Origin of the sequence: Flavobacterium sp. CFS9, assembly GCF_041154745.1 — a bacterium.
In the GTDB taxonomy this organism is placed as follows: Bacteria; Bacteroidota; Bacteroidia; order Flavobacteriales; family Flavobacteriaceae; genus Flavobacterium.
In genome coordinates, this window is the sequence record NZ_AP031573.1 from 4,261,103 (window position 1) to 4,279,926 (window position 18,824).

General features: G+C 34.5%; 18 protein-coding genes. 6 read left to right on the plus strand and 12 right to left on the minus strand.

Annotation, left to right across the window (positions count from 1 at the left end; genetic code table 11):
* From ACAM30_RS17905 to ACAM30_RS17925, 5 genes are read right to left on the minus strand one after another with little or no spacing between them, the layout of a single operon-like run.
* Window positions 1-480 carry a nuclear transport factor 2 family protein gene (locus ACAM30_RS17905; protein WP_369615935.1) on the minus strand — a complete coding sequence of 160 codons (480 nt, stop codon included), beginning with the start codon at window positions 478-480 and terminating at the stop codon, window positions 1-3.
* Between the two features lie 51 nt (window positions 481-531).
* Window positions 532-1,059: a hypothetical protein gene (locus ACAM30_RS17910; protein ID WP_369615936.1), complete on the minus strand. Its 528-nt coding sequence runs from the start codon at window positions 1,057-1,059 to the stop codon at window positions 532-534.
* A 10-nt stretch (window positions 1,060-1,069) separates the two neighbouring features.
* Window positions 1,070-1,546: a hypothetical protein gene (locus ACAM30_RS17915; protein WP_369615937.1), complete on the minus strand. Its 477-nt coding sequence runs from the start codon at window positions 1,544-1,546 to the stop codon at window positions 1,070-1,072.
* A gap of 6 nt (window positions 1,547-1,552) precedes the next feature.
* Window positions 1,553-2,230: a peptidoglycan DD-metalloendopeptidase family protein gene (locus ACAM30_RS17920; protein ID WP_369615938.1), complete on the minus strand. Its 678-nt coding sequence runs from the start codon at window positions 2,228-2,230 to the stop codon at window positions 1,553-1,555.
* A 4-nt stretch (window positions 2,231-2,234) separates the two neighbouring features.
* Window positions 2,235-2,900, minus strand: a complete 666-nt coding sequence (locus ACAM30_RS17925; protein WP_369615939.1) for a spermidine synthase — start codon at window positions 2,898-2,900, stop codon at window positions 2,235-2,237.
* A gap of 63 nt (window positions 2,901-2,963) precedes the next feature.
* On the opposite strand from ACAM30_RS17925, the gene ACAM30_RS17930 reads away from it, so the two are divergent.
* Complete coding sequence (locus ACAM30_RS17930) at window positions 2,964-3,515, plus strand: 1-acyl-sn-glycerol-3-phosphate acyltransferase (RefSeq protein ID WP_369615940.1); 552 nt, start codon at window positions 2,964-2,966, stop codon at window positions 3,513-3,515.
* 83 nt (window positions 3,516-3,598) lie between these two features.
* Here ACAM30_RS17930 and ACAM30_RS17935 read toward each other — a convergent pair whose 3' ends face one another.
* Complete coding sequence (locus ACAM30_RS17935) at window positions 3,599-4,060, minus strand: helix-turn-helix transcriptional regulator (protein WP_369615941.1); 462 nt, start codon at window positions 4,058-4,060, stop codon at window positions 3,599-3,601.
* 312 nt (window positions 4,061-4,372) lie between these two features.
* Here ACAM30_RS17935 and ACAM30_RS17940 point away from each other — a divergent pair, with 312 nt between their 5' ends.
* From ACAM30_RS17940 to ACAM30_RS17955, 4 genes are all read left to right on the plus strand, one after another.
* Window positions 4,373-5,527, plus strand: a complete 1,155-nt coding sequence (locus ACAM30_RS17940; RefSeq protein ID WP_369615942.1) for a M14 metallopeptidase family protein — start codon at window positions 4,373-4,375, stop codon at window positions 5,525-5,527.
* A gap of 77 nt (window positions 5,528-5,604) precedes the next feature.
* Entirely contained in the window at window positions 5,605-6,084 is a 480-nt protein-coding gene (locus tag ACAM30_RS17945; RefSeq protein WP_008468989.1) for an Lrp/AsnC family transcriptional regulator, read from the plus strand.
* A 90-nt stretch (window positions 6,085-6,174) separates the two neighbouring features.
* Window positions 6,175-8,760, plus strand: coding sequence for a phosphoenolpyruvate carboxylase (locus ACAM30_RS17950; protein WP_369615943.1), 2,586 nt, complete (start codon window positions 6,175-6,177; stop codon window positions 8,758-8,760).
* Between the two features lie 12 nt (window positions 8,761-8,772).
* The gene (locus tag ACAM30_RS17955; protein WP_369615944.1) at window positions 8,773-9,288 is read left to right on the plus strand and encodes a DinB family protein; all 516 of its coding nucleotides are present in this window, start codon (window positions 8,773-8,775) and stop codon (window positions 9,286-9,288) included.
* A 134-nt stretch (window positions 9,289-9,422) separates the two neighbouring features.
* On the opposite strand, the gene recQ is transcribed toward ACAM30_RS17955, so the two are convergent.
* The 5 genes from recQ to aroB form a co-directional block, all read right to left on the minus strand.
* On the minus strand, window positions 9,423-11,531 hold the full coding sequence (gene recQ / locus ACAM30_RS17960) for a DNA helicase RecQ (RefSeq protein WP_369615945.1): 2,109 nt from the start codon (window positions 11,529-11,531) through the stop codon (window positions 9,423-9,425).
* Between the two features lie 134 nt (window positions 11,532-11,665).
* The gene (locus tag ACAM30_RS17965; protein ID WP_369615946.1) at window positions 11,666-12,070 is read right to left on the minus strand and encodes a DNA primase; all 405 of its coding nucleotides are present in this window, start codon (window positions 12,068-12,070) and stop codon (window positions 11,666-11,668) included.
* Window positions 12,071-12,077: 7 nt separating this feature from the next.
* Window positions 12,078-13,046, minus strand: a complete 969-nt coding sequence (locus tag ACAM30_RS17970) for a deoxyhypusine synthase family protein (protein WP_369615947.1) — start codon at window positions 13,044-13,046, stop codon at window positions 12,078-12,080.
* Window positions 13,047-13,154: 108 nt separating this feature from the next.
* On the minus strand, window positions 13,155-14,558 hold the full coding sequence (locus ACAM30_RS17975; protein ID WP_070908026.1) for an arginine decarboxylase: 1,404 nt from the start codon (window positions 14,556-14,558) through the stop codon (window positions 13,155-13,157).
* Window positions 14,559-14,857: 299 nt separating this feature from the next.
* Window positions 14,858-15,925: a 3-dehydroquinate synthase gene (gene aroB / locus ACAM30_RS17980; protein ID WP_369618664.1), complete on the minus strand. Its 1,068-nt coding sequence runs from the start codon at window positions 15,923-15,925 to the stop codon at window positions 14,858-14,860.
* A 272-nt stretch (window positions 15,926-16,197) separates the two neighbouring features.
* Between aroB and ACAM30_RS17985 the strand changes: the two genes are divergently transcribed.
* Entirely contained in the window at window positions 16,198-17,367 is a 1,170-nt protein-coding gene (locus tag ACAM30_RS17985; protein ID WP_017498538.1) for a proline dehydrogenase family protein, read from the plus strand.
* Between the two features lie 149 nt (window positions 17,368-17,516).
* Here ACAM30_RS17985 and ACAM30_RS17990 read toward each other — a convergent pair whose 3' ends face one another.
* Window positions 17,517-18,824: a hypothetical protein gene (locus ACAM30_RS17990; protein WP_369615948.1), complete on the minus strand. Its 1,308-nt coding sequence runs from the start codon at window positions 18,822-18,824 to the stop codon at window positions 17,517-17,519.

The window sequence follows — 18,824 nt, forward strand, 5'->3', positions numbered from 1 at the left end:
TTAGCCAATTTGTTTAGATTCCTGAAACTTTCTTAAAGATAAGAGTGCCTGTTCCTGAATTTTGTTTTGAAAAAATCCTGTCCAGCCCATTATATATCCGGTAAAACCGAAAGCCTGTTTCGACCATTTCCAAACATCAAAACTGTCTGTATGTTTGATAATCAGGTCATCCTGAAAAGCAAATTCAGCAGAAATACGATTGATTACCTTTCTGTTGGTTTTGCTAAAATTATAAGTAGCAACCCATTTAGCACTACCTGAAGAATCATCGGCTTTAATATCTGAAAATTCGATTTTAATGTTGCCTTTACTTTTCAAAATCAACATTTCCCACATTTTAGAAACCTGCTCTTCTTTTAGTAAACCGAAGGCGGGATCGATAAAATGAATTTTTGGATGGTAACACTCGCTCATTGTTTTCGCATCGGCATTGGCAAAAGCAGTATAGAATTTTGTAATTAAAGCTTCATTCGAATTCATAAAAAGTTGTTTAGATTATAAATATAGAATTTATTGTACTAAAAAAGTCACTTATAAAGCACTAATTGCGGCTGCAGTGTCAAAAGTTTTTTTAGATTTATCGAATGCTGTCGAAAAGTACGCCATTCTGTTTAAAGCGGTAAAGTAACCGGTCTGGTCACCAAAAGCTGCTGTATTGTTAGCTTTAATGATAAATCGAATAGCTTTAATATCTGTTTTCTTAAGTTTTGCCATTTCGGCAGGGGTGAAATAGTAATAAGCAGTAGTTTTTCCGTCGAGGGTTTCTTTGATGTTTTTGTCCACACAAGCAATTACATCTCCATTAACAAGGTCAACGTACACGCCTCCTGAGATTTGGGTTTTATCATTAGAAATCCCTATTGATAGTTTTAAAACCCCTCCTTTATCTGTTTTTGCAATCTGAACTTCTGTTTCGCCGGTAAACACATACTTTTCACATATAAAAGTATAACTGGTGGTTGCCGGGAATGGTTTAGAGCCTTTTATACTCAAGGTTTGCTGTGCATTTACGAAACCGGAAATTAACAATACGATTAAAAGAGGCAGTTTTACATTCATAGGTTTTATTTTATTGTTCTGTTATTTTTGCATCAAATTTTTCGTCCCAATCCATTGATTTTATTGCTGAGATCAGATTATCTTCGTTTACAAAAATGCGTAATTCTTTATTGGCAACTTTTTTGGTGTACAGCGCATGATATCGATAAATAACCTCTTGCTTGGTTCTGTAAACACCGTCGAGCTTTAAATCGATGAAGCTTCCATAGTATTGTCTGAACCTTTGACAGGTTTTGGTCAGACGTTCCTCGGTTGTATTTTCCATTACCGATTTGGTGACTTCAGTCTCGTTAAAAGGTTTGAATTTTGAGGAATTACAGGTTTCTAAGACCCTTTTTCCTAATTCATACGCTTTTTTCTGCTGATTGGAATTTATTTCGGCAGCAGTGACTTTTTTGATTTTTAAATCTTCAGTATCTCTTTGGATCGTTTTCGATTTACATCCAATTAACAACAACAAACATATAATCAATCCTGCTTTCTTCATAACTATTTAAGTAATTTTTAATAATAAGTTAGGGTCAGGGCAATTTTCAATGTAAAAGTTCAAATCGTTGGTGTTACATACTCCCGGATAATCGCCGGAATAGTTTTCGATGTTTCGAATAATCTGAAAGTGTACGTGTGGAGGATAGTCTCCGTTAACAGAGGAATTTCCTAAAGTTCCAATCTTTTGACCTTTGTTAAAAAATGTCCCAACACTAAGGTTCTCTATACTTTCTAACGATAAATGTCCGTATAAAGTATAAAATTTCTCATTTTCTATCCGATGCTCCAGAATGATGGTCGGACCATAATCGCCGAGACCTATATTGTTTTTAAAGCTGTGCACCTTTCCATCAAGTGGAGCCAGAACTGCTGTGTCTGCTTTTGTCCATAAGTCCAATCCTATATGAATGTTGCGTTCCGGAATAGAATTGTTCTTAAAAATGGTACTGCGCTGATAAAGCGTTCTTCCTTCAATATAACCGCCAAAGGCTACTTCGGCATCATTTTTCTCTAAGTAATCTGAAATAAAATTTTCAAATTCCTGAGTACAGGTAGGTTTAAAATCAGCAAGTTCCTGATTGGTTACAGATAAATCTAAAGGGATGTATTTTGAGATATCAATGGTTGAATCAATTATTTTAGTGGGAGGTAAGGCTTTTAAAATAGAGGCAAGAGGTTTCATAAATTTAAACTACTTTTTCGATAATTATTAATTCATTGTGAGCTTCAACTCGTGGGAGCATTTTTGAAGCAAACAGTTTGGGGTCAATTTCAGAAATGTATTTTCGGTTTCGAACATTATGCGCTTCATCTAAAATCATGGTATTAAATAAAACAAATCCGTGGTTTTGCAATAAGGAACAAATACGTTCACTAAAAAAGCGTTCGAATAAAAAATTAGGCATTTTGATATCTTCAAAAATATCAATAATAATTAAATTATATTTATTTTTTGTTTTTAAAACAAACTCAAAAGCGTCATCAATTACCACTTCAAGCTGTTTGATTTGATTCAGGTTAAAATATTCGTTGGCTATTTTAATCATGTCGGGGTCAATTTCAACACCGGTAATTTTACCTTTATACTGAACTTCGTCCACCAAAGTTTTAACGACACTTCCGCCAGCAACTCCCAATAATAAAATATGATCCATTTTAAGAATGGTATCGTACCCGATATTTCGAAGTCCGTACCTTAGGATGCGTTGCAGGCTTCCATAAGAGTAATTTGTATTTTCAGAATCAAGGACCAGTTCACCGTTGGCCCAGGTAACTTCGATGATTTTGCTTCTTTGTGATTTTTTTTTGAATATTTTTATAGGAACAATATAACTGAACAATTTTTGAATCATTTTAAATGCTTTTACTCAAAAATACCACTTTAAATCTTTTATTTTGCAGTAAAAAAGTAATTAATGAAAAAGCGATTGTACAAATTTATCTTTTTAAAGCTAATGGGCTGGAAGATAGTAGGTATCGAAAATGCTGAAGTGAAAAAGTGTGTGATGATGGTGATGCCGCATACAAGCAATCATGATTTTTATTTAGGAATTTTTACCCGTGGAATTTCCGGTTTGGAGATGAATTGGGTGGGAAAGAAAGAATTATTTCGCTTTCCGTTTGGATATTATTTCAGAAATGTAGGAGGAGAGCCTATAGACCGCACTGGCGGATTGAATAAAGTAGAATCGATTGCTGCAATTTTTGACCGTAAAGAGGTTTTTCGTCTGGCAGTAGCTCCCGAAGGAACTCGCAAAGGAGTTAAAGAATTAAAAAGTGGTTTCTATTATATTGCCCTTAAAGCAAATGTGCCTATTGTTCCCGTCGCTTTTGACTGGGGAAAGAAAGAAGTTAATTTAGGAAAACCATTTCATCCAACAGGGGATTATGATTGTGATTTGATTGAATTGAAAAAGCATTATGAAGGAGTTTTGGGTAAAATTCCTGAAAATGGATTTTGGAGCTGATTTTCTGCTTCAGATTCCATCATGTGAGAATTGCTTAAACGAAAAATAATTTTAAAGTTTTTCAAATACGCGAAAATTTCAAATTAAGGAACGTACGTCTTGAAAGTTCCGTTTTTATAAAACACCACTATTTTTTCAATTTCATTTTCTGCAGTATTTACATTTTGATTTTTAATTGCTGCAGAGGATGCATTTTTTGTATTTGCATTTTCTGATAAAGAATTTCCTGATGCAGAATTTTCGTCGGGTGGAATAGGGGAAAAAGATTTTGCAAATTCAGACACCGATTCATTTTTCTTTAGATCGGAGTTGTCTTCCGTTTTTGGAAAATTTCCTTTACCATTTAAAATCCAGTACAAATCAATTTCAGGAAAAACCTCCAGAATCTTCAGTACAAAATCTAAGCTGGGTTTGTTTCTGCCGGAAAGCAGGTGAGACATGCTGGAACGCTGAACTCCGATTCGATCTGCGAAAGAAGAAGCATTTAAAGCGTAATAGTCTAGTATAATTTCAAGCCGTTTTACAAAATCGTCGATGTTTACCATTGTAAATTACTGTTTCAAAATTCGCTGTTTACAAATGTAATCAAAAGCAGCGCACAAAACAATTTAAGAGTTGAAAATCTTCAATTAAGCCTAAGAATAGTGTGTTTATTACTTTAATTAATTATTGTTAATGGATTGATAAATAAATAATTGAATTTTACGGATTAAAGTTAAGGCTAATGTTTAATGATGAAAAGAAAGGCTTTTTAGAACCAGAGCAAGAACTGTTTACAATTCTAAATTAATTTGTTTACAAATTATTTACAATTGTAAAAATAAAGATGTTTACTTTTGTAAACTAATCAAAACACGATGAATTTAGAAGAATTATTTCACCAGCATAAAGAACAAACCATTGAAGGACGTTATCTGACTTTAGATCATATTCAGCCTTTATTAGATCAATTAAATACCAATAATCAGGTAGAGATTATTGGTAAATCGGTCTTAGGAGAACCCGTTTATAGCTATCAAATTGGGAGCGGTCCAACACGTATTTATCTCTGGTCTCAAATGCACGGAAATGAAAGTACCACCACAAAAGCACTATTTGATTTTATAAATGTGTTAAACAGCGGTTCTGAGTTTGCAGAGAAGATGTTAAAAAACTTTACTTTTTGTAGCATCCCAATGCTGAATCCTGATGGTGCAAGGCTTTATACACGCGAGAATGCCAATAAAGTAGATTTAAACCGCGATTCGCAAAATCTAACACAACCAGAAAGTAATATTTTAAGATCGGTATTCGAGTCTTTTAAACCTCATTTCTGTTTTAACCTGCATGACCAGCGTACTATTTTTGGAGCTGGTGAAACTGGAAAACCGGCAACACTCTCGTTTTTGGCTCCTTCTTATAATGAGGAAAGAGAAGTCAATGAGAATCGTTTGAAAGCTATTAATGTAATTGCCGGAATCAATGATGTTTTGCAGCAATATATTCCCGGACAGGTCGGACGTTTTGATGACTCGTTTAATATCAATTGTATAGGAGATACATTTCAGCATTTGGGAGTCCCGACGATCTTGTTTGAGGCGGGTCATTTTCCTGGTGATTATGAGCGCGAAATCACGCGAAAGTTTTTATTCTTCTCGCTTGTTTCGAGTTTTCAACTGATTAGCGAAAACGATTTAGTTGATAATAGAATTAATGATTATTTGAATATTTCACAAAATAAAGTGGTTTTTTATGATTTTATGTGGAAAAATATCAAAATAAATTATGATGGTATCGAAATTATTACGAATTTTGTCGCACAATACAAAGAGGAATTGATTGAAAATAAGATTCATTTCAATGCTTACATAGTTGAAGTAGGCGATTTGGAAAATTATTTTGGACATTATGAATACGATGCAAAAGGTGCTGGTTACTCTGATGACTTTGGTAGTTTTCCGAAATTGAATCAAAAAGCAGATTTTTATTTAGATAAAAATGTTAAATTTGTTAACGGGTTGATAAAAAGTTAGATTTTTTGTGAATTTGTTGTTTTTTATACATATTTTTATACTTTGTAATAGCAATTAGTAATATTAATTAAAGAATTATGAGTAAATTTCGTTTAGATGAAGTAGATCACCAGATTTTAGATATGTTAATAGACAATACGAGAGTTCCGTTTACTGACATTGCTAAAAAACTATTGATATCTGCTGGTACAGTGCATGTTAGAGTAAAAAAGATGGAGGACGCAGGGATAATTATGGGATCTTCATTAGCCTTAGACTATGATAAGTTAGGGTATTCATTTATTGCTTATGTGGGTGTGTTCCTTAATAATACGTCTCAAACTAAATTTGTATTAGAGCGAATCAATCAAATTCCGTTCGTAACTGTAGCTTCTGTAACAACAGGAAAATTCAATATTTTTTGCAAAATTAGAGCAAAAGATACTAAACACGCGAAAGAAGTTATCTTTATGATTGATGATATTGACGGTGTTTACAGAACAGAAACTATGATTTCATTAGAAGAAAGTATAAACGATAAGAAGCGTTTGATGCATACTATTTTTAAAAATATGTAATATTTTCTTGAATGCTATATCTAAATATAACCTCAAGTTTATTCTTGGGGTTTTTTTATGACCAATTAACCAACCAACCACCAATAAATTATGTACACGTTACCAAAAATTGAACGTTTCAATCAGGACGTTCTTTCAAAATACCATATTTACAATAGTGTATTTATAACATTGCCTTTTGATTCAATTGATAATACAGGAGTTTTACTTCCTTTATTTACAGAGACTTGTGAGACAGGATTTAAAAAGCAGGAAACTCCTAAAGAGATTGTGAACTTCTTCTCTAACAAATTCCTGAATGATGCTTCAGAAAAAGATAAAATCGATTTAATGTTTCGATTTATTCAGTATATCGAACGTCAGATTGTATTGTTTGATGCAATTGAAGATGCCGCTTTTCCGGAAGTTAATAATATGGAAGGACGTGGTTCGCTGCGTGACATTAAAGAAAAATCAGATGCCAAGGAGAAGAACGAGGAGTTGATTGAGTTTTTAGAGAACTTTAATGTCAGAACAGTTTTAACAGCGCATCCAACGCAGTTTTATCCAGGGCCTGTTTTGGGGATTATTAATGACTTGAAAGACGCTATTCGTTCAAATGATTTGCTGAAAATCAAGCAATTGCTGGCGCAGCTTGGAAAAACACCTTTTATTCAGAACGAAAAGCCAAATCCTTATGATGAAGCGGTGAGTTTGATCTGGTATTTAGAAAATGTCTTTTACGCTACTTCAGGAGAAATTGTTCATTATTTGCAAAAAAATATCCTTCAGGGAAGTTCTATTCAAAACCAATTGATAAAATTAGGTTTCTGGCCGGGAGGTGATCGTGACGGAAATCCTTTTGTTACGACCGATATTACTTTAAAAGTAGCAGAGCGTTTGCGTACCTCAATCCTGAAGTGTTATTATATAGAAATGAGAAGTTTAAAAAGAAAGTTAACCTTCTCAGGAGTAGATACTTTGGTTTCTGAACTTGAACATAAGCTTTACCGTTCTGTTTTCTATTCCAAAGGAGAGATTTATATCACTTTGGAAGAATTATTGACGCAATTAAATAAAATCAGAACCATTATTATTGAGAAGCACCAGTCACTTTATTTAGATGAACTGGAAGCTTTTTTAGTGAAAATTAATCTGTTTGGTTTTCATTTTGCTACGTTAGATATTCGTCAGAACAGTAAAATTCACAATGCTGTATTTAAAGATGTAGTGGATTATTATCTGAATTCGGGCTCAGAGATATTTCCGAAAAACTACTTTGATTTGTCTGAAGAGGAGAAATTAGGGGTTTTGTCGAAAGTAAAAGGAGATTTGAATCCTGCTGATTTTGATAATGAAATTACGAGATCTACTTTAGAATCTGTTCAGACCATTAAAACGATACAGCAGGCAAATGGTGAATCCGGGGCCAATCGTTACATTATCAGTAATAACGAAAGCGCTTTGAATGTTATGGAAACTTTTGCGATGATTCGTCTGAACAATTGGGAGAATCCGACTGTAGATATTATTCCGCTTTTTGAATCTGTTGATGATTTGCAAAATGCACATCAGATTATGGAGCAATTGTATACGAATTTAGAGTATTCTAAACACTTGGAAGCCAGAGGAAACAAACAAACTATTATGTTAGGTTTCTCTGATGGAACCAAAGATGGCGGGTATTTAATGGCGAACTGGAGTATTTATCAGGCTAAAATTTCATTGACAGAAATTTCTAGGAAATACGGTATACAGGCAATATTCTTTGACGGTCGTGGTGGACCACCTGCCCGTGGTGGTGGGAAAACACATAAATTCTACGCCTCTTTAGGGCCGAAAATCGAGAACAACGAAATTCAAATTACGATTCAGGGACAAACCATTAGTTCAAATTTTGGAACTTTGGATTCCTGTCGTTATAATATTGAGAACTTATTAAGTGCCGGAGTTACCAATCAGGTTTTTAGTAAAGAGAAAAATGAGTTAAGTGTTGAGGAAACCAAAATTTTGACACAATTGGCTGATTTAGGATATGAAAAATATCTGAGTTTCAAGAATCATCCTAAGTTTATCCCGTATTTGGAAAAGATGAGTACGCTAAAATATTACTCAAAAACCAACATCGGAAGCCGACCATCTAAAAGAAGTAAATCAGAATCACTTGATTTTGCTGATTTGAGAGCGATTCCTTTTGTGGGATCCTGGAGTCAGCTGAAGCAAAATGTACCTGGATTTTTTGGAGTTGGTTCAGCTTTGAAGTATTTTGAAGAAAGTGGACAGTGGGACAAAGTTCAAAATCTGTATCACGATTCCTTATTTTTCAAAACATTGTTGGAGAATAGTATGATGTCATTGGCGAAATCATTTTTACCATTAACGGCTTACATGAAAAAGGATCCAGAATTTGGTGAATTCTGGCAAATTATTTATGATGAGTTTTCAGAAACCAAACGTCTTTTATTGAAAATTGCAGGGCATAAAACGCTAATGGAAAATTACCCTGATGGTATAGCGTCGATTCAAATACGAGAACGTATTGTGTTGCCGCTGTTGACTATACAGCAATATGCTTTGCTAAGAATTAACGAGTTGAATAAGGAAAGTGTGGTAGATGAAGACTTGGTTAAAGTGTATGAAAAAATCGTAACAAGGTCACTTTTCGGAAATACAAATGCAAGTAGAAACTCAGCTTAAAAATTATAAAAAATGAACACAGCCTTATTAACGCAAAATGAATATTCTGGCGGATTTGCCAATTACATCAAAGAAGCCGGTGATGTGAATTTATTTGAAGAACTCGAAATTTCATTGCACGAGTTTATCAAATTTGTGCAAAATATTCCGATGGATAAATTTGATTATCGCTACGCGGAAGGAAAATGGACGATAAAAGACATTATTCAGCACATTATAGATTGTGAGAGAATTTTTGCTTACCGTGCTTTGCGATTCTCACGAAATGATCAAACGGCTTTGCCAAGTTTTGAAGAGAATGACTATGCGATCAGTACAGATTCAAATAGCAGAAGTATTCAAAGTTTGCTTACGGAGTTATCAGCTTTGCGACATTCTAATTTGTTGTTTTTTAAGAGTTTGTCGGAAGAGCAACTTAAGAGAATTGGTACGGCTTCTAATCTTCAGATTTCTGTGCGTGCGTTGGGATTCGTAATAATCGGACATCAAAAACATCATCAGAAAGTTTTTGAAGAACGTTATTTGTAAATTTCTTTCTGATAGAAAAAATCCTGTAGAGTTTAACTTTACAGGATTTTTTTATTATATCTTTTAGTAATAAAGTGTGGAGAATTTTTACCGCGACGACCCTTCGGTCGAAATGACAAAAAAAGAAAGTATTATTATTTATTTTTCTCAACAATTGCAAGGCCTAAACGAATTTTGTCATAACTCATTTTCTCCTCGAAATAATCAAAGTAGGGTTTTAGGGCAGAAGGATACTCCAGTTCGATTTGAGCTTTGTGTAATTGTTTGACTTCTTCATTTGTGACAAAAGAACTTAAATCTATTTCCTCGCCATCAAGATAAAGCTTGGCTAAGTGCGATATAATTGTCGTATATCCTAAATTTCTTTTTCCTGCAATTTCTGTGACAGTTTCGCCATTTCTAAAAAGTTCTAAAGTAGTCTTATAAGTGTTGTTTTCTTTTTTAACTTTTGTATTTGCCTTTTTTGCTTTTTGAAATTCAATAATAGCCTTTATAAATTCTGAACCATATCTTTCAAGTTTTGCATTTCCGACACCGTCAATTGCAAGAAACTCTTCATCACTCATAGGTCGTAAGGTTTCCATTTGTCTCAAAGCGGCATCACTGAAAATTACATAAGCCGGAACTTCTTCTTCCTGAGCAATTTCATAGCGTAGTTTTCGAAGAGTTTCAAAAAGAGAATTTTTAGCCGTTTTTGTATTAGCCTCTTTTGCTTCGTTTTTATCGATTACTTTTTTAACGACCGTATTTAGTTTTACTTTTTCTCCTTCAAACAAAACTTTTTTGGCAAAAGAAGTCAGTAGAATTTTATTGTGCTGATGAAAGGCAATTTCGAGATATCCCAAATTGATCAGCTGAATTAGGTATTGATTCCAATCGTACCAGGAAATGTCGGAGCCAATTCCGTACGTTTTAAGACTTTGATAATTTTTTTCGTAGATATACGCGTTTCTCGAGCCTCTTAAAAAATCAACAATTACAGCTAATGGCTCAGATTCTTTTAAACGAGCAATCGCAGACAGGGCCTTTTGAGCCAAAATAGTTCCATCAAAAAAAGTTGGTGGATTTTTGCAGATGTCGCAGTTACCACAGTTTTCTTTTACCAGTTCGCCAAAATACGAAAGCAGAATTTTTCGGCGGCAACTTAAAGCATCCGCGTATTGTTTCATTCTTTCTAATTTTGCCAATTGCACATCGGAGTTTAATCCTTCGGAGGCAAATTTTTGCAATTGGATTACATCGGCGTAACTTTCGAACATTACAGTTTCGGCAGGTAAACCATCCCGACCTGCACGTCCGATTTCCTGATAATAGCCTTCAATGTTTTTAGGTAAATTGTAATGTATGACCCATCTCACATTGGATTTGTCGATTCCCATACCAAATGCAATCGTGGCACAAACCACCTGACAATCATCGTTTATAAAATCATCCTGAGTTTTGGCTCTGATTTTATTGTCAAGTCCGGCATGATAGGCTTTTGCGGTGATTCCGTTTTTCTTTAATTTATCGGTCAGTTCTTCGGTTGTTTTTCTGCTTAAGCAATAAACAATTCCGGATTCATTGGGTTTCTTTTCAATAAAATCAACAATTTGTTTTATTCGGTCTAAGGCCGGGCGTACTTCAAGACTTAAGTTTTTTCTGTCGAATGAGGCTACGAACGTTTTTGGATTTCTCAGTTTGAGTTGTTTTATAATATCAGTTCGCGTTGCTTTATCGGCTGTAGCGGTTAAAGCAAGAACCGGAGTAGAAGGGAATCGGCTCTTTAAATATCCTAAATTGGTATAAGCCGGACGAAAGTCGTGTCCCCATGAAGAAATACAATGCGCTTCATCAATTGCTATTAAGCTGATTGTTAATTCATTGAAAACAACGTCCAGATAAGATAAACTCTCCGGCGCAATGTAGACAAGCTTAAAAGTGTTCGATTTTAAATTGTCTATGTAAAATTGCTGTTCCTGACTGGATTGACTACTGTTGATGTAGCAGGCATTGATACCATTTGTTTTTAGACTATCGACCTGATCTTTCATCAAAGCAATCAGAGGGGAAATCACAATTGTGATTCCGGGTAATACTAAAGCGGGTAGTTGAAAACAGATTGACTTTCCTCCGCCGGTTGGCATAATGGCTAAAGTGTCCTGACCGGAAAGCACAGTAGTAATGATTGTTTCCTGATTAGGTCTGAATTTTTCAAATCCGAAATTTTCTTTTAGTTTGGCATGTAGAATTTCTGAAGTCATGGCGTTGATTAATTACAAGGAAAAGTAAAAAGCAAATGTATAGTATTTTTCTTATTTTTTAATAATCGATTTCTGAGGTCATAAAAAAAGGAACTCCAAATAGAGTTCCTTTAAATTATCTTGAAAAAGATTGCTTAATCTTCGTCTTCATCATCTTCATCGTCAGCGATATCATCTTTGTCTTCGTCGTCATCGTCGTCATCTCCATTGTCAACATCTGGTTTGTCCTGATTGTCATCATCGTCGTCGTCGTCAATATCGTCATCAAGATCAAGACCTTTTACAGGTTCGATTGTATCTACGTCTACGTCGATATCATCGTCTTCATCATAATTTTCGATTCTGTCAGCAAGCTTAGTACTAATTTTTACCAAATAAATAGTGTCTTCGGTACGAACTTCAACAGCTTCAACTAATTCATTTTTAGCATTTCTAAAACGGATTACATCCGAATCATCATAACCATCAGGAAATTTTTCAACCAAAAGGTTTAAAATTTCGTTGGTAAGTTTAGCGTAGTCTACTATAACTCTTTTCATATATATCTTATAGATCTAATAAATAAGCAAAAATTAATGGAGCCACAATTGTAGCATCCGACTCTATGATAAATTTAGGGGTTTTGATGTCTAATTTACCCCATGTAATTTTCTCGTTCGGAACTGCTCCCGAGTACGAACCATAACTGGTTGTTGAATCTGAGATTTGGCAGAAATAACTCCAGAAAGGAACATCGTGCATTTCCATATCCTGATACAACATTGGTACTACGCAGATAGGGAAATCTCCTGCGATACCACCACCAATTTGGAAGAATCCAATTCCGTTAGCACTGTTTTTTGGATACCAGTCCGCAAGGAAAGTCATGTACTCAATTCCGGATTTCATGGTAGAGGCTTTTAAATCACCTTTGATTACATAGGAAGCAAAGATATTTCCCATTGTACTGTCTTCCCAGCCCGGAACTATGATAGGTAAGTTTTTCTCAGCAGCGGCATACATCCAGCTGTCTTTTAAATCAATTTCGTAGTATTCTTCTAAAACACCTGATAACAGCATTTTATACATGAATTCATGTGGAAAATAACGTTCTCCTTTATCATCAGCCTCTTTCCAGATTTTATAGATATGTTTTTGTAAACGACGGAATGCTTCATGCTCAGGAATACAAGTATCAGTAACACGGTTTAATCCTCTTTCCAATAAAGCCCATTCGTCTTCCGGTGTTAAATCACGATAGTTTGGCACTCTTTCGTAGTGAGAGTGTGCTACTAAATTCATGATGTCTTCTTCTAGATTGGCTCCAGTACAAGAAATAATTTGTACTTTATCTTGTCTAATAACTTCGGCAAAAATTTTACCAATTTCTGCTGTACTCATAGCGCCAGCCATACTTACCATCATTTTAGCTCCATTAGCCAATTGTTGTTCGTATGCTTTTGCAGCATCTACTAAAGCGGCAGAGTTGAAGTGTAAATAATGTTTTTCAATAAACTGACTGATTGGTCCTTTCATTTGTTCTTGTTTTTTTATTTTTTTTTTGAATTAAAAGTTTAACCTTTTAGTTTATACTGCAAATTAATAATTTTATATTTATTAACATTTATTTAGCAGTATTTTTTTTTAAACCTTTTTAGTGTATCCTAAAATTTTTAATACATCGTCCGAAGTTTGTTGCTCTGAGAAAACTTCAGTAGCCAGAATGCCATTTTCATCACGATCTATTAATATATGTTTAGGCTGTGGAATCAGACAGTGGTGTAAACCGCCGTATCCTCCAATGGTTTCCTGATACGCACCAGTATTAAAGAAACCAATGTATAGTGGCTTTTCTTTGTTGTATTTAGGTAAATAAATAGCGTTCATATTTTGCTCTGAGTTGTAATAATCGTCACTATCACAAGTCAGGCCGCCTAATAAAACCCGCTCGTAAGTATCATTCCAGCGGTTTACCGCCAACATGATAAAACGTTTGTTTATTGCCCAAGTATCCGGCAAAGTGGTAATGAATGACGAATCAATCATGTTCCATTTCTCTCTGTCATTTTGTTGTTTTTGATACAAAATCTGATAGATCGCGCCACCGCTTTCACCTACTGTAAATGATCCAAATTCTGTAAAGATGTTGGGTACATCAACTTCGGCTTCGTCACATGCAATTTTAATCTGATTGATAATTTCATCAATCATGTATTGATAATCGTACTCGAATGCAAGAGAGTTTTTAATCGGGAAACCGCCACCAATGTTCAATCCGTCAAGGGTAGGGCATTCTCTTTTAAGTGCAATGTATACTTTGATACATTTTACCAGCTCATTCCAGTAATAGGAAGTATCGTTTATTCCGGTATTGATGAAAAAGTGAAGCATTTTTAACTCCAGTTTGTCATTCTCCTGAATTTGTTTTTTATAGAATGAAACGATGTTTTTATATCCAATTCCTAATCTTGAGGTATAGAACTCAAATTTAGGTTCTTCTTCTGCTGCGATACGAATTCCAATTTTGAATTTCCCTTTGATTTCAGCCTGAAGCAAATCTAACTCTTCATAATTGTCAATAATCGGAATGGTGTTTTTATGTCCGTTATTGATTAATCGCGCAATATTACTAATGTATTCGTCTCTTTTAAAACCATTACAGATTACATAAGTGCTTTTGTTGATTTTACCATTTTCTAATAAATTCTCAACAATATTTACGTCAAAAGCTGAAGATGTTTCAATGTGAATGTTATTCTTGAAAGCTTCGTTCATAATGTATTCAAAATGAGAGCTTTTTGTGCAATAGCAGTAGTAGTACTTTGCGTCGTACTTATTTTTCTCCATTGATTTTCTGAACCAGGCTTTTGCCTTATTGATGTTCTCTGAAATCTGAGGTAAATAAGTAAATTTTAAGGGAGTTCCGTATTGTTCGACCAATTTCATCAAATCGATGTTGTGAAATTGTAGATTGTCTTTGTTTAATTTGAATTCTTCCTGAGGAAAATAGTAAGTTTGATTGATAAGGTCAGAATATTTTGTATTCATTTATTTTGTAATATTAAGGATGTAATTTTTAATTTTAGATGACGAAATTTCAATCTAAAATTCAAACCCTAATATTAGCAAAAATAATTTCCAGCTTTTCGTGTTCTGCTTTCGAGCACAAAAAGACATCAAAACAAAATGGACTTTTACTATTATAAAAACGGTTCAACATTCTTAATAAAGAACTGTTGAGGCGGTTTCTGTAAGAGTTAAAATGTCTTTGTTTACTGTTCGTTTTCATCGTGGCAAATGTAAAAAATAATATATACCTAAAGCAAAGCTTTTTTATTAAAAAAAGTTTAAGATTTATAATCCTGAAACGCGTCTAGAATCAATTTATTTTCAACCGATTGGTTAATTTTTATTTTTCCGATTCCTTCGATTAAGGCAAATTGAATTAAACCGTACTCATTTTTTTTGTCGTGAATCAGCAGTTCAAGGATCGGATCGATGTCGTTTTCTTCGATTTTTACGTCCTCGTAAATACTCTTAATTGCAGTTTTAATTTCGGAATATTCTGCTGCTGTAATTAAGTTTTTTTGCAACGAAATATAACTTTCCAGGATCATTCCGATCGCAATGGCTTCACCGTGTAATAGCGTCGTTTTTGTTTCGCTTTCTAAAAAGTAACCTTCTATCGCATGCCCTAAGGTATGTCCGAAATTAAGGGCTTTACGGATGTTCTTTTCGGTTGGATCCTGAATGACAATGTCATTTTTTATCTCAACAGAACGGTAAATTAATTCGTCAAAATCAGCGTAATCTATTGAATTTAAATCTAAAAACTGTTTCCAGTAGGCCGCATCATAAATTAATCCGTGTTTTAGCATTTCGGCAAGACCGGAACGCATTTCGTTTTGAGGCAGCGTTTCAAGATATTGGGTGTCAATTAATACCATTTGAGGTACGTTAATTACACCAATCTGGTTTTTTAAATTTCCTAAATCTACGCCGGTTTTTCCTCCAACAGAAGCGTCAACCATAGATAATAAGGTAGTGGGGATATTGATGAAATCTACTCCGCGTTTAAAAGTCGAAGCGACAAAACCTCCCAAATCAGTTACAACACCTCCGCCAAGATTAATGACAAGCGATTTTCTGTCGGCACCAAGTTCTGTAAGGACTTTCCATACTTCAATACAGGTTTCAATATTTTTATTGATTTCTCCTGCTTCAAATTCAATGATTTCTATGGTCAGATCTGTTTCTAATAAGGGTAAAAACTTTGGTAAACAATATTCATTAGTTTGATTATCAACTATGATAAATAGGTTTGAATATTTATTCTCTTTTAAATGATTGTTTAAAGCTTCGTATGCATTTTGGTTGAAATGCACCAGATAATTATTGGCCTGAATAGATTGCATATCTCTGTCGTTGATTTGAAACCGCAAAATAAGGCATTTTTAACTAAATAATATTCAAAGTTTTGTTCTAATTTGTATTAAAACGAATCATTCTATATAAGGTTTTAAAGTGTTTATCTGTAATTTTCTTTCAAAAAGTTTGTTATGAGGCAAACTCTTGTGTTGCAAGCTGTAAAAATATAACAATGTTGTTAATGATATTGAAAAATAGGGTAGTAATTATTGACGAATATTCAAAACTCTATCTATATTTGCATAAAAAATTGACCTTAATGGAAAAAATATTTGATAACACTCAGGTTGCATTTTCGCTAAAAAGTGATACGGAACTTGACAGAGCTTATTTTCTTTTTAAAATGATCGACAGCCAGCCTTTGGTGAGGATAGGAACCGCTGTTACTAATTTTGCTATTAAAGCGCATCTTCCGGTAGAAGGATTGATTCGTGCAACTGTTTTTGACCATTTTTGTGGTGGTGTAAACGAAGACGATTGTATTACAGTGGTAGACAAAATGTTTACTAAAGGTGTTTCATCAGTGTTGGATTATTCGGTTGAAGGAAAAGAAGAAGAAGAGCAGTTTGATGCTGCTTTAGAAATGACTTTAAAAACCATTGAATTTGCAAAAGAACGTTTGGCGATTCCGTTTGCAGTATTTAAGCCAACAGGTTTTGGACGTTTCGAATTATATGAAAAATTAGGGGAGAAACAAACGCTTTCTCCAACTGAACAAGCAGAGTGGGACAGAGTAGTGGCTCGTTTTGATCACGTTTGTGCTGAAGCTCACAGAAAAGATGTGGCTTTGCTAATTGACGGAGAAGAAAGCTGGATGCAGGATGCGGCCGATGATTTGGTTACCGACATGATGCGTAAATACAATAAAGAAAAAGCAATTGTTTTCAATACTTTGCAAATGTACCGTTGGGATCGTTTGGATTATTTGAAAAAATTGCATGAAGTGGCTAAGAATGAAGGTTTCTTTATAGGAATGAAAATCGTTCGTGGTGCTTATATGGAGAAAGAAAACAAACGTGCGGAAGAGAAAAATTACGTTTCTCCAATTTGTGTTTCCAAAGAAGCTACGGATATTAATTATGATGCAGCTATCCGTTATATGGCAGAACATTTGGAAAGCATGTCTATCTTTGCAGGAACTCACAATGAATTGAGTTCTTATAAATTGATGGAAATAATGCAGGAAAAAGGAATTGCGAAAAACGATACTAAAATCTGGTTTGGGCAATTGTACGGAATGAGTGATAATATCAGTTACAATTTAGCAGAGAACGGCTATAATGTTGCAAAATATTTACCTTTCGGACCTGTAAAAGACGTTATGCCTTACCTGATTCGTCGTGCGGAAGAGAATACTTCAGTTGCGGGTCAGACCAGCCGTGAATTGTCTATGATTAAAGCGGAACGCAAAAGAAGAAAAGGAAAATAGATTTACAGATTTGTAAATAAATTTCAAATATAAAATCCCAAATTTCAATTGTAAAATATTGGAATTTGGGATTTTTTTATTGGATTTTAATTCTACTTTGTTTTTTAAATCTGACGGGTTTTAAAACCCCTCAGATTTAAATATATGAATTAAAAAGAAACCTGACATTGTAAAACGACCATTCCTAATCGGTCACTTTGTTTGTAGGCCCCTGCAAGGGTTTTACCGTAAACCGCTCTGTTTTGATAGTTTAAACTGAATTTTGGTCCCAAAGTACCGGTGGTGTAGTAGTTTACACCCAATTCATACATAGACATTGGAGTATCTAATGCTTCTAAATCGGCAATTTGTGTGGCAGCATAAGGTTGAAAACGGCCTTTTTTAGCTTCATTATCCGATTTTCCAAAAAGATATCCCAGCTGCGCATAATATATATTTCCGGTTCCTACACCGATAAATCCGGCACCTGAACCGTTTATCAGAGAATTATCTCCTATAGCAGGATTAGGTGTATTAACGGACTGGATGTAGTTTTTTCCGTAGTTGTTATTGTTGAAAGCCGCGTAAGCAGTTATAGCAGCACCTTTATTGTTAATCGGGCTGTCGTAGAAAACATCAAAGCCCAGAATTTTCATGTCGTCGTACGCAATAGTCGCGTCGGGAGTTAAATGCCACATCGCTTTGGCTTGAGTCATATAACCAAGTGCGACATTGAAGATTTTCTTTGTTCCTAAATAGGTTCCTTTGTGATAAGCATCTTCAACTGATTCTTTATCAAAGAAAGAGTAAGTTAGAATTCCTGCGTATTGTGCTCTTGGCGTTTGAGTGCTTACCGAAGAATTGATTCCCAGATTGTCAGTCGTATTTCGGTACGGATTGGTAATAGCTGCACGATAATTAAACTTACCTAAATCTCCTTTAGCATAAATACTTAAATTTCTGTTTCCGAAGGTTGATGAAATATTAGCGAACTGCTGGTACATTGGCGTATCCAGAGTAAGATGAGAGGAGGAACTATTTGCTGAATAACGAGTTGTTCCCGCTCCCCAGGCTGTCAATCCTCCACCAATATGAAGCTTTTTGCTAAAATGATATTCTCCTAAAGCATCCATAACCGAAAGCGGTGCGTTTGAAGGTCCGTTATTCTGTGTGAAATTAATATTGTTCTGGCCTAACTGAAGATGAAAGAAAATATTTTCCGTCAGCATACCCATAGCCTGTAGACGCAAACGTCTGATGACGATATCGTAGGTATCACTAACCTCATTTGTACCAATTTTACTGCCTTCGTTCAATTCGGCATATCTTCCCCAAACCTGAAGGTTTATTCCGAATTTGATGTATTGTGATCCGTCTTTGGAAATATTAACCACATTAAAAGGTTTTTCCTGAGCAAGAAGATTGATGGTATTTAAAACAATAAATAATAAAATTAAAATGATTCTTAAATGTGGCAT

Bases quoted from the DNA above. Each gene is read 5' to 3' on its own strand.
- ACAM30_RS17905 (WP_369615935.1), bottom strand. From the start codon at position 480: ATGAATTCGAATGAAGCTTTAATTACAAAATTCTATACTGCTTTTGCC.
- ACAM30_RS17910 (WP_369615936.1), bottom strand. From the start codon at position 1,059: ATGAATGTAAAACTGCCTCTTTTAATCGTATTGTTAATTTCCGGTTTC.
- ACAM30_RS17915 (WP_369615937.1), bottom strand. From the start codon at position 1,546: ATGAAGAAAGCAGGATTGATTATATGTTTGTTGTTGTTAATTGGATGT.
- ACAM30_RS17920 (WP_369615938.1), bottom strand. From the start codon at position 2,230: ATGAAACCTCTTGCCTCTATTTTAAAAGCCTTACCTCCCACTAAAATA.
- ACAM30_RS17925 (WP_369615939.1), bottom strand. From the start codon at position 2,900: ATGATTCAAAAATTGTTCAGTTATATTGTTCCTATAAAAATATTCAAA.
- ACAM30_RS17930 (WP_369615940.1), top strand. From the start codon at position 2,964: ATGAAAAAGCGATTGTACAAATTTATCTTTTTAAAGCTAATGGGCTGG.
- ACAM30_RS17935 (WP_369615941.1), bottom strand. From the start codon at position 4,060: ATGGTAAACATCGACGATTTTGTAAAACGGCTTGAAATTATACTAGAC.
- ACAM30_RS17940 (WP_369615942.1), top strand. From the start codon at position 4,373: ATGAATTTAGAAGAATTATTTCACCAGCATAAAGAACAAACCATTGAA.
- ACAM30_RS17945 (WP_008468989.1), top strand. From the start codon at position 5,605: ATGAGTAAATTTCGTTTAGATGAAGTAGATCACCAGATTTTAGATATG.
- ACAM30_RS17950 (WP_369615943.1), top strand. From the start codon at position 6,175: ATGTACACGTTACCAAAAATTGAACGTTTCAATCAGGACGTTCTTTCA.
- ACAM30_RS17955 (WP_369615944.1), top strand. From the start codon at position 8,773: ATGAACACAGCCTTATTAACGCAAAATGAATATTCTGGCGGATTTGCC.
- recQ (WP_369615945.1), bottom strand. From the start codon at position 11,531: ATGACTTCAGAAATTCTACATGCCAAACTAAAAGAAAATTTCGGATTT.
- ACAM30_RS17965 (WP_369615946.1), bottom strand. From the start codon at position 12,070: ATGAAAAGAGTTATAGTAGACTACGCTAAACTTACCAACGAAATTTTA.
- ACAM30_RS17970 (WP_369615947.1), bottom strand. From the start codon at position 13,046: ATGAAAGGACCAATCAGTCAGTTTATTGAAAAACATTATTTACACTTC.
- ACAM30_RS17975 (WP_070908026.1), bottom strand. From the start codon at position 14,558: ATGAATACAAAATATTCTGACCTTATCAATCAAACTTACTATTTTCCT.
- aroB (WP_369618664.1), bottom strand. From the start codon at position 15,925: ATGCAATCTATTCAGGCCAATAATTATCTGGTGCATTTCAACCAAAAT.
- ACAM30_RS17985 (WP_017498538.1), top strand. From the start codon at position 16,198: ATGGAAAAAATATTTGATAACACTCAGGTTGCATTTTCGCTAAAAAGT.
- ACAM30_RS17990 (WP_369615948.1), bottom strand. From the start codon at position 18,824: ATGCCACATTTAAGAATCATTTTAATTTTATTATTTATTGTTTTAAAT.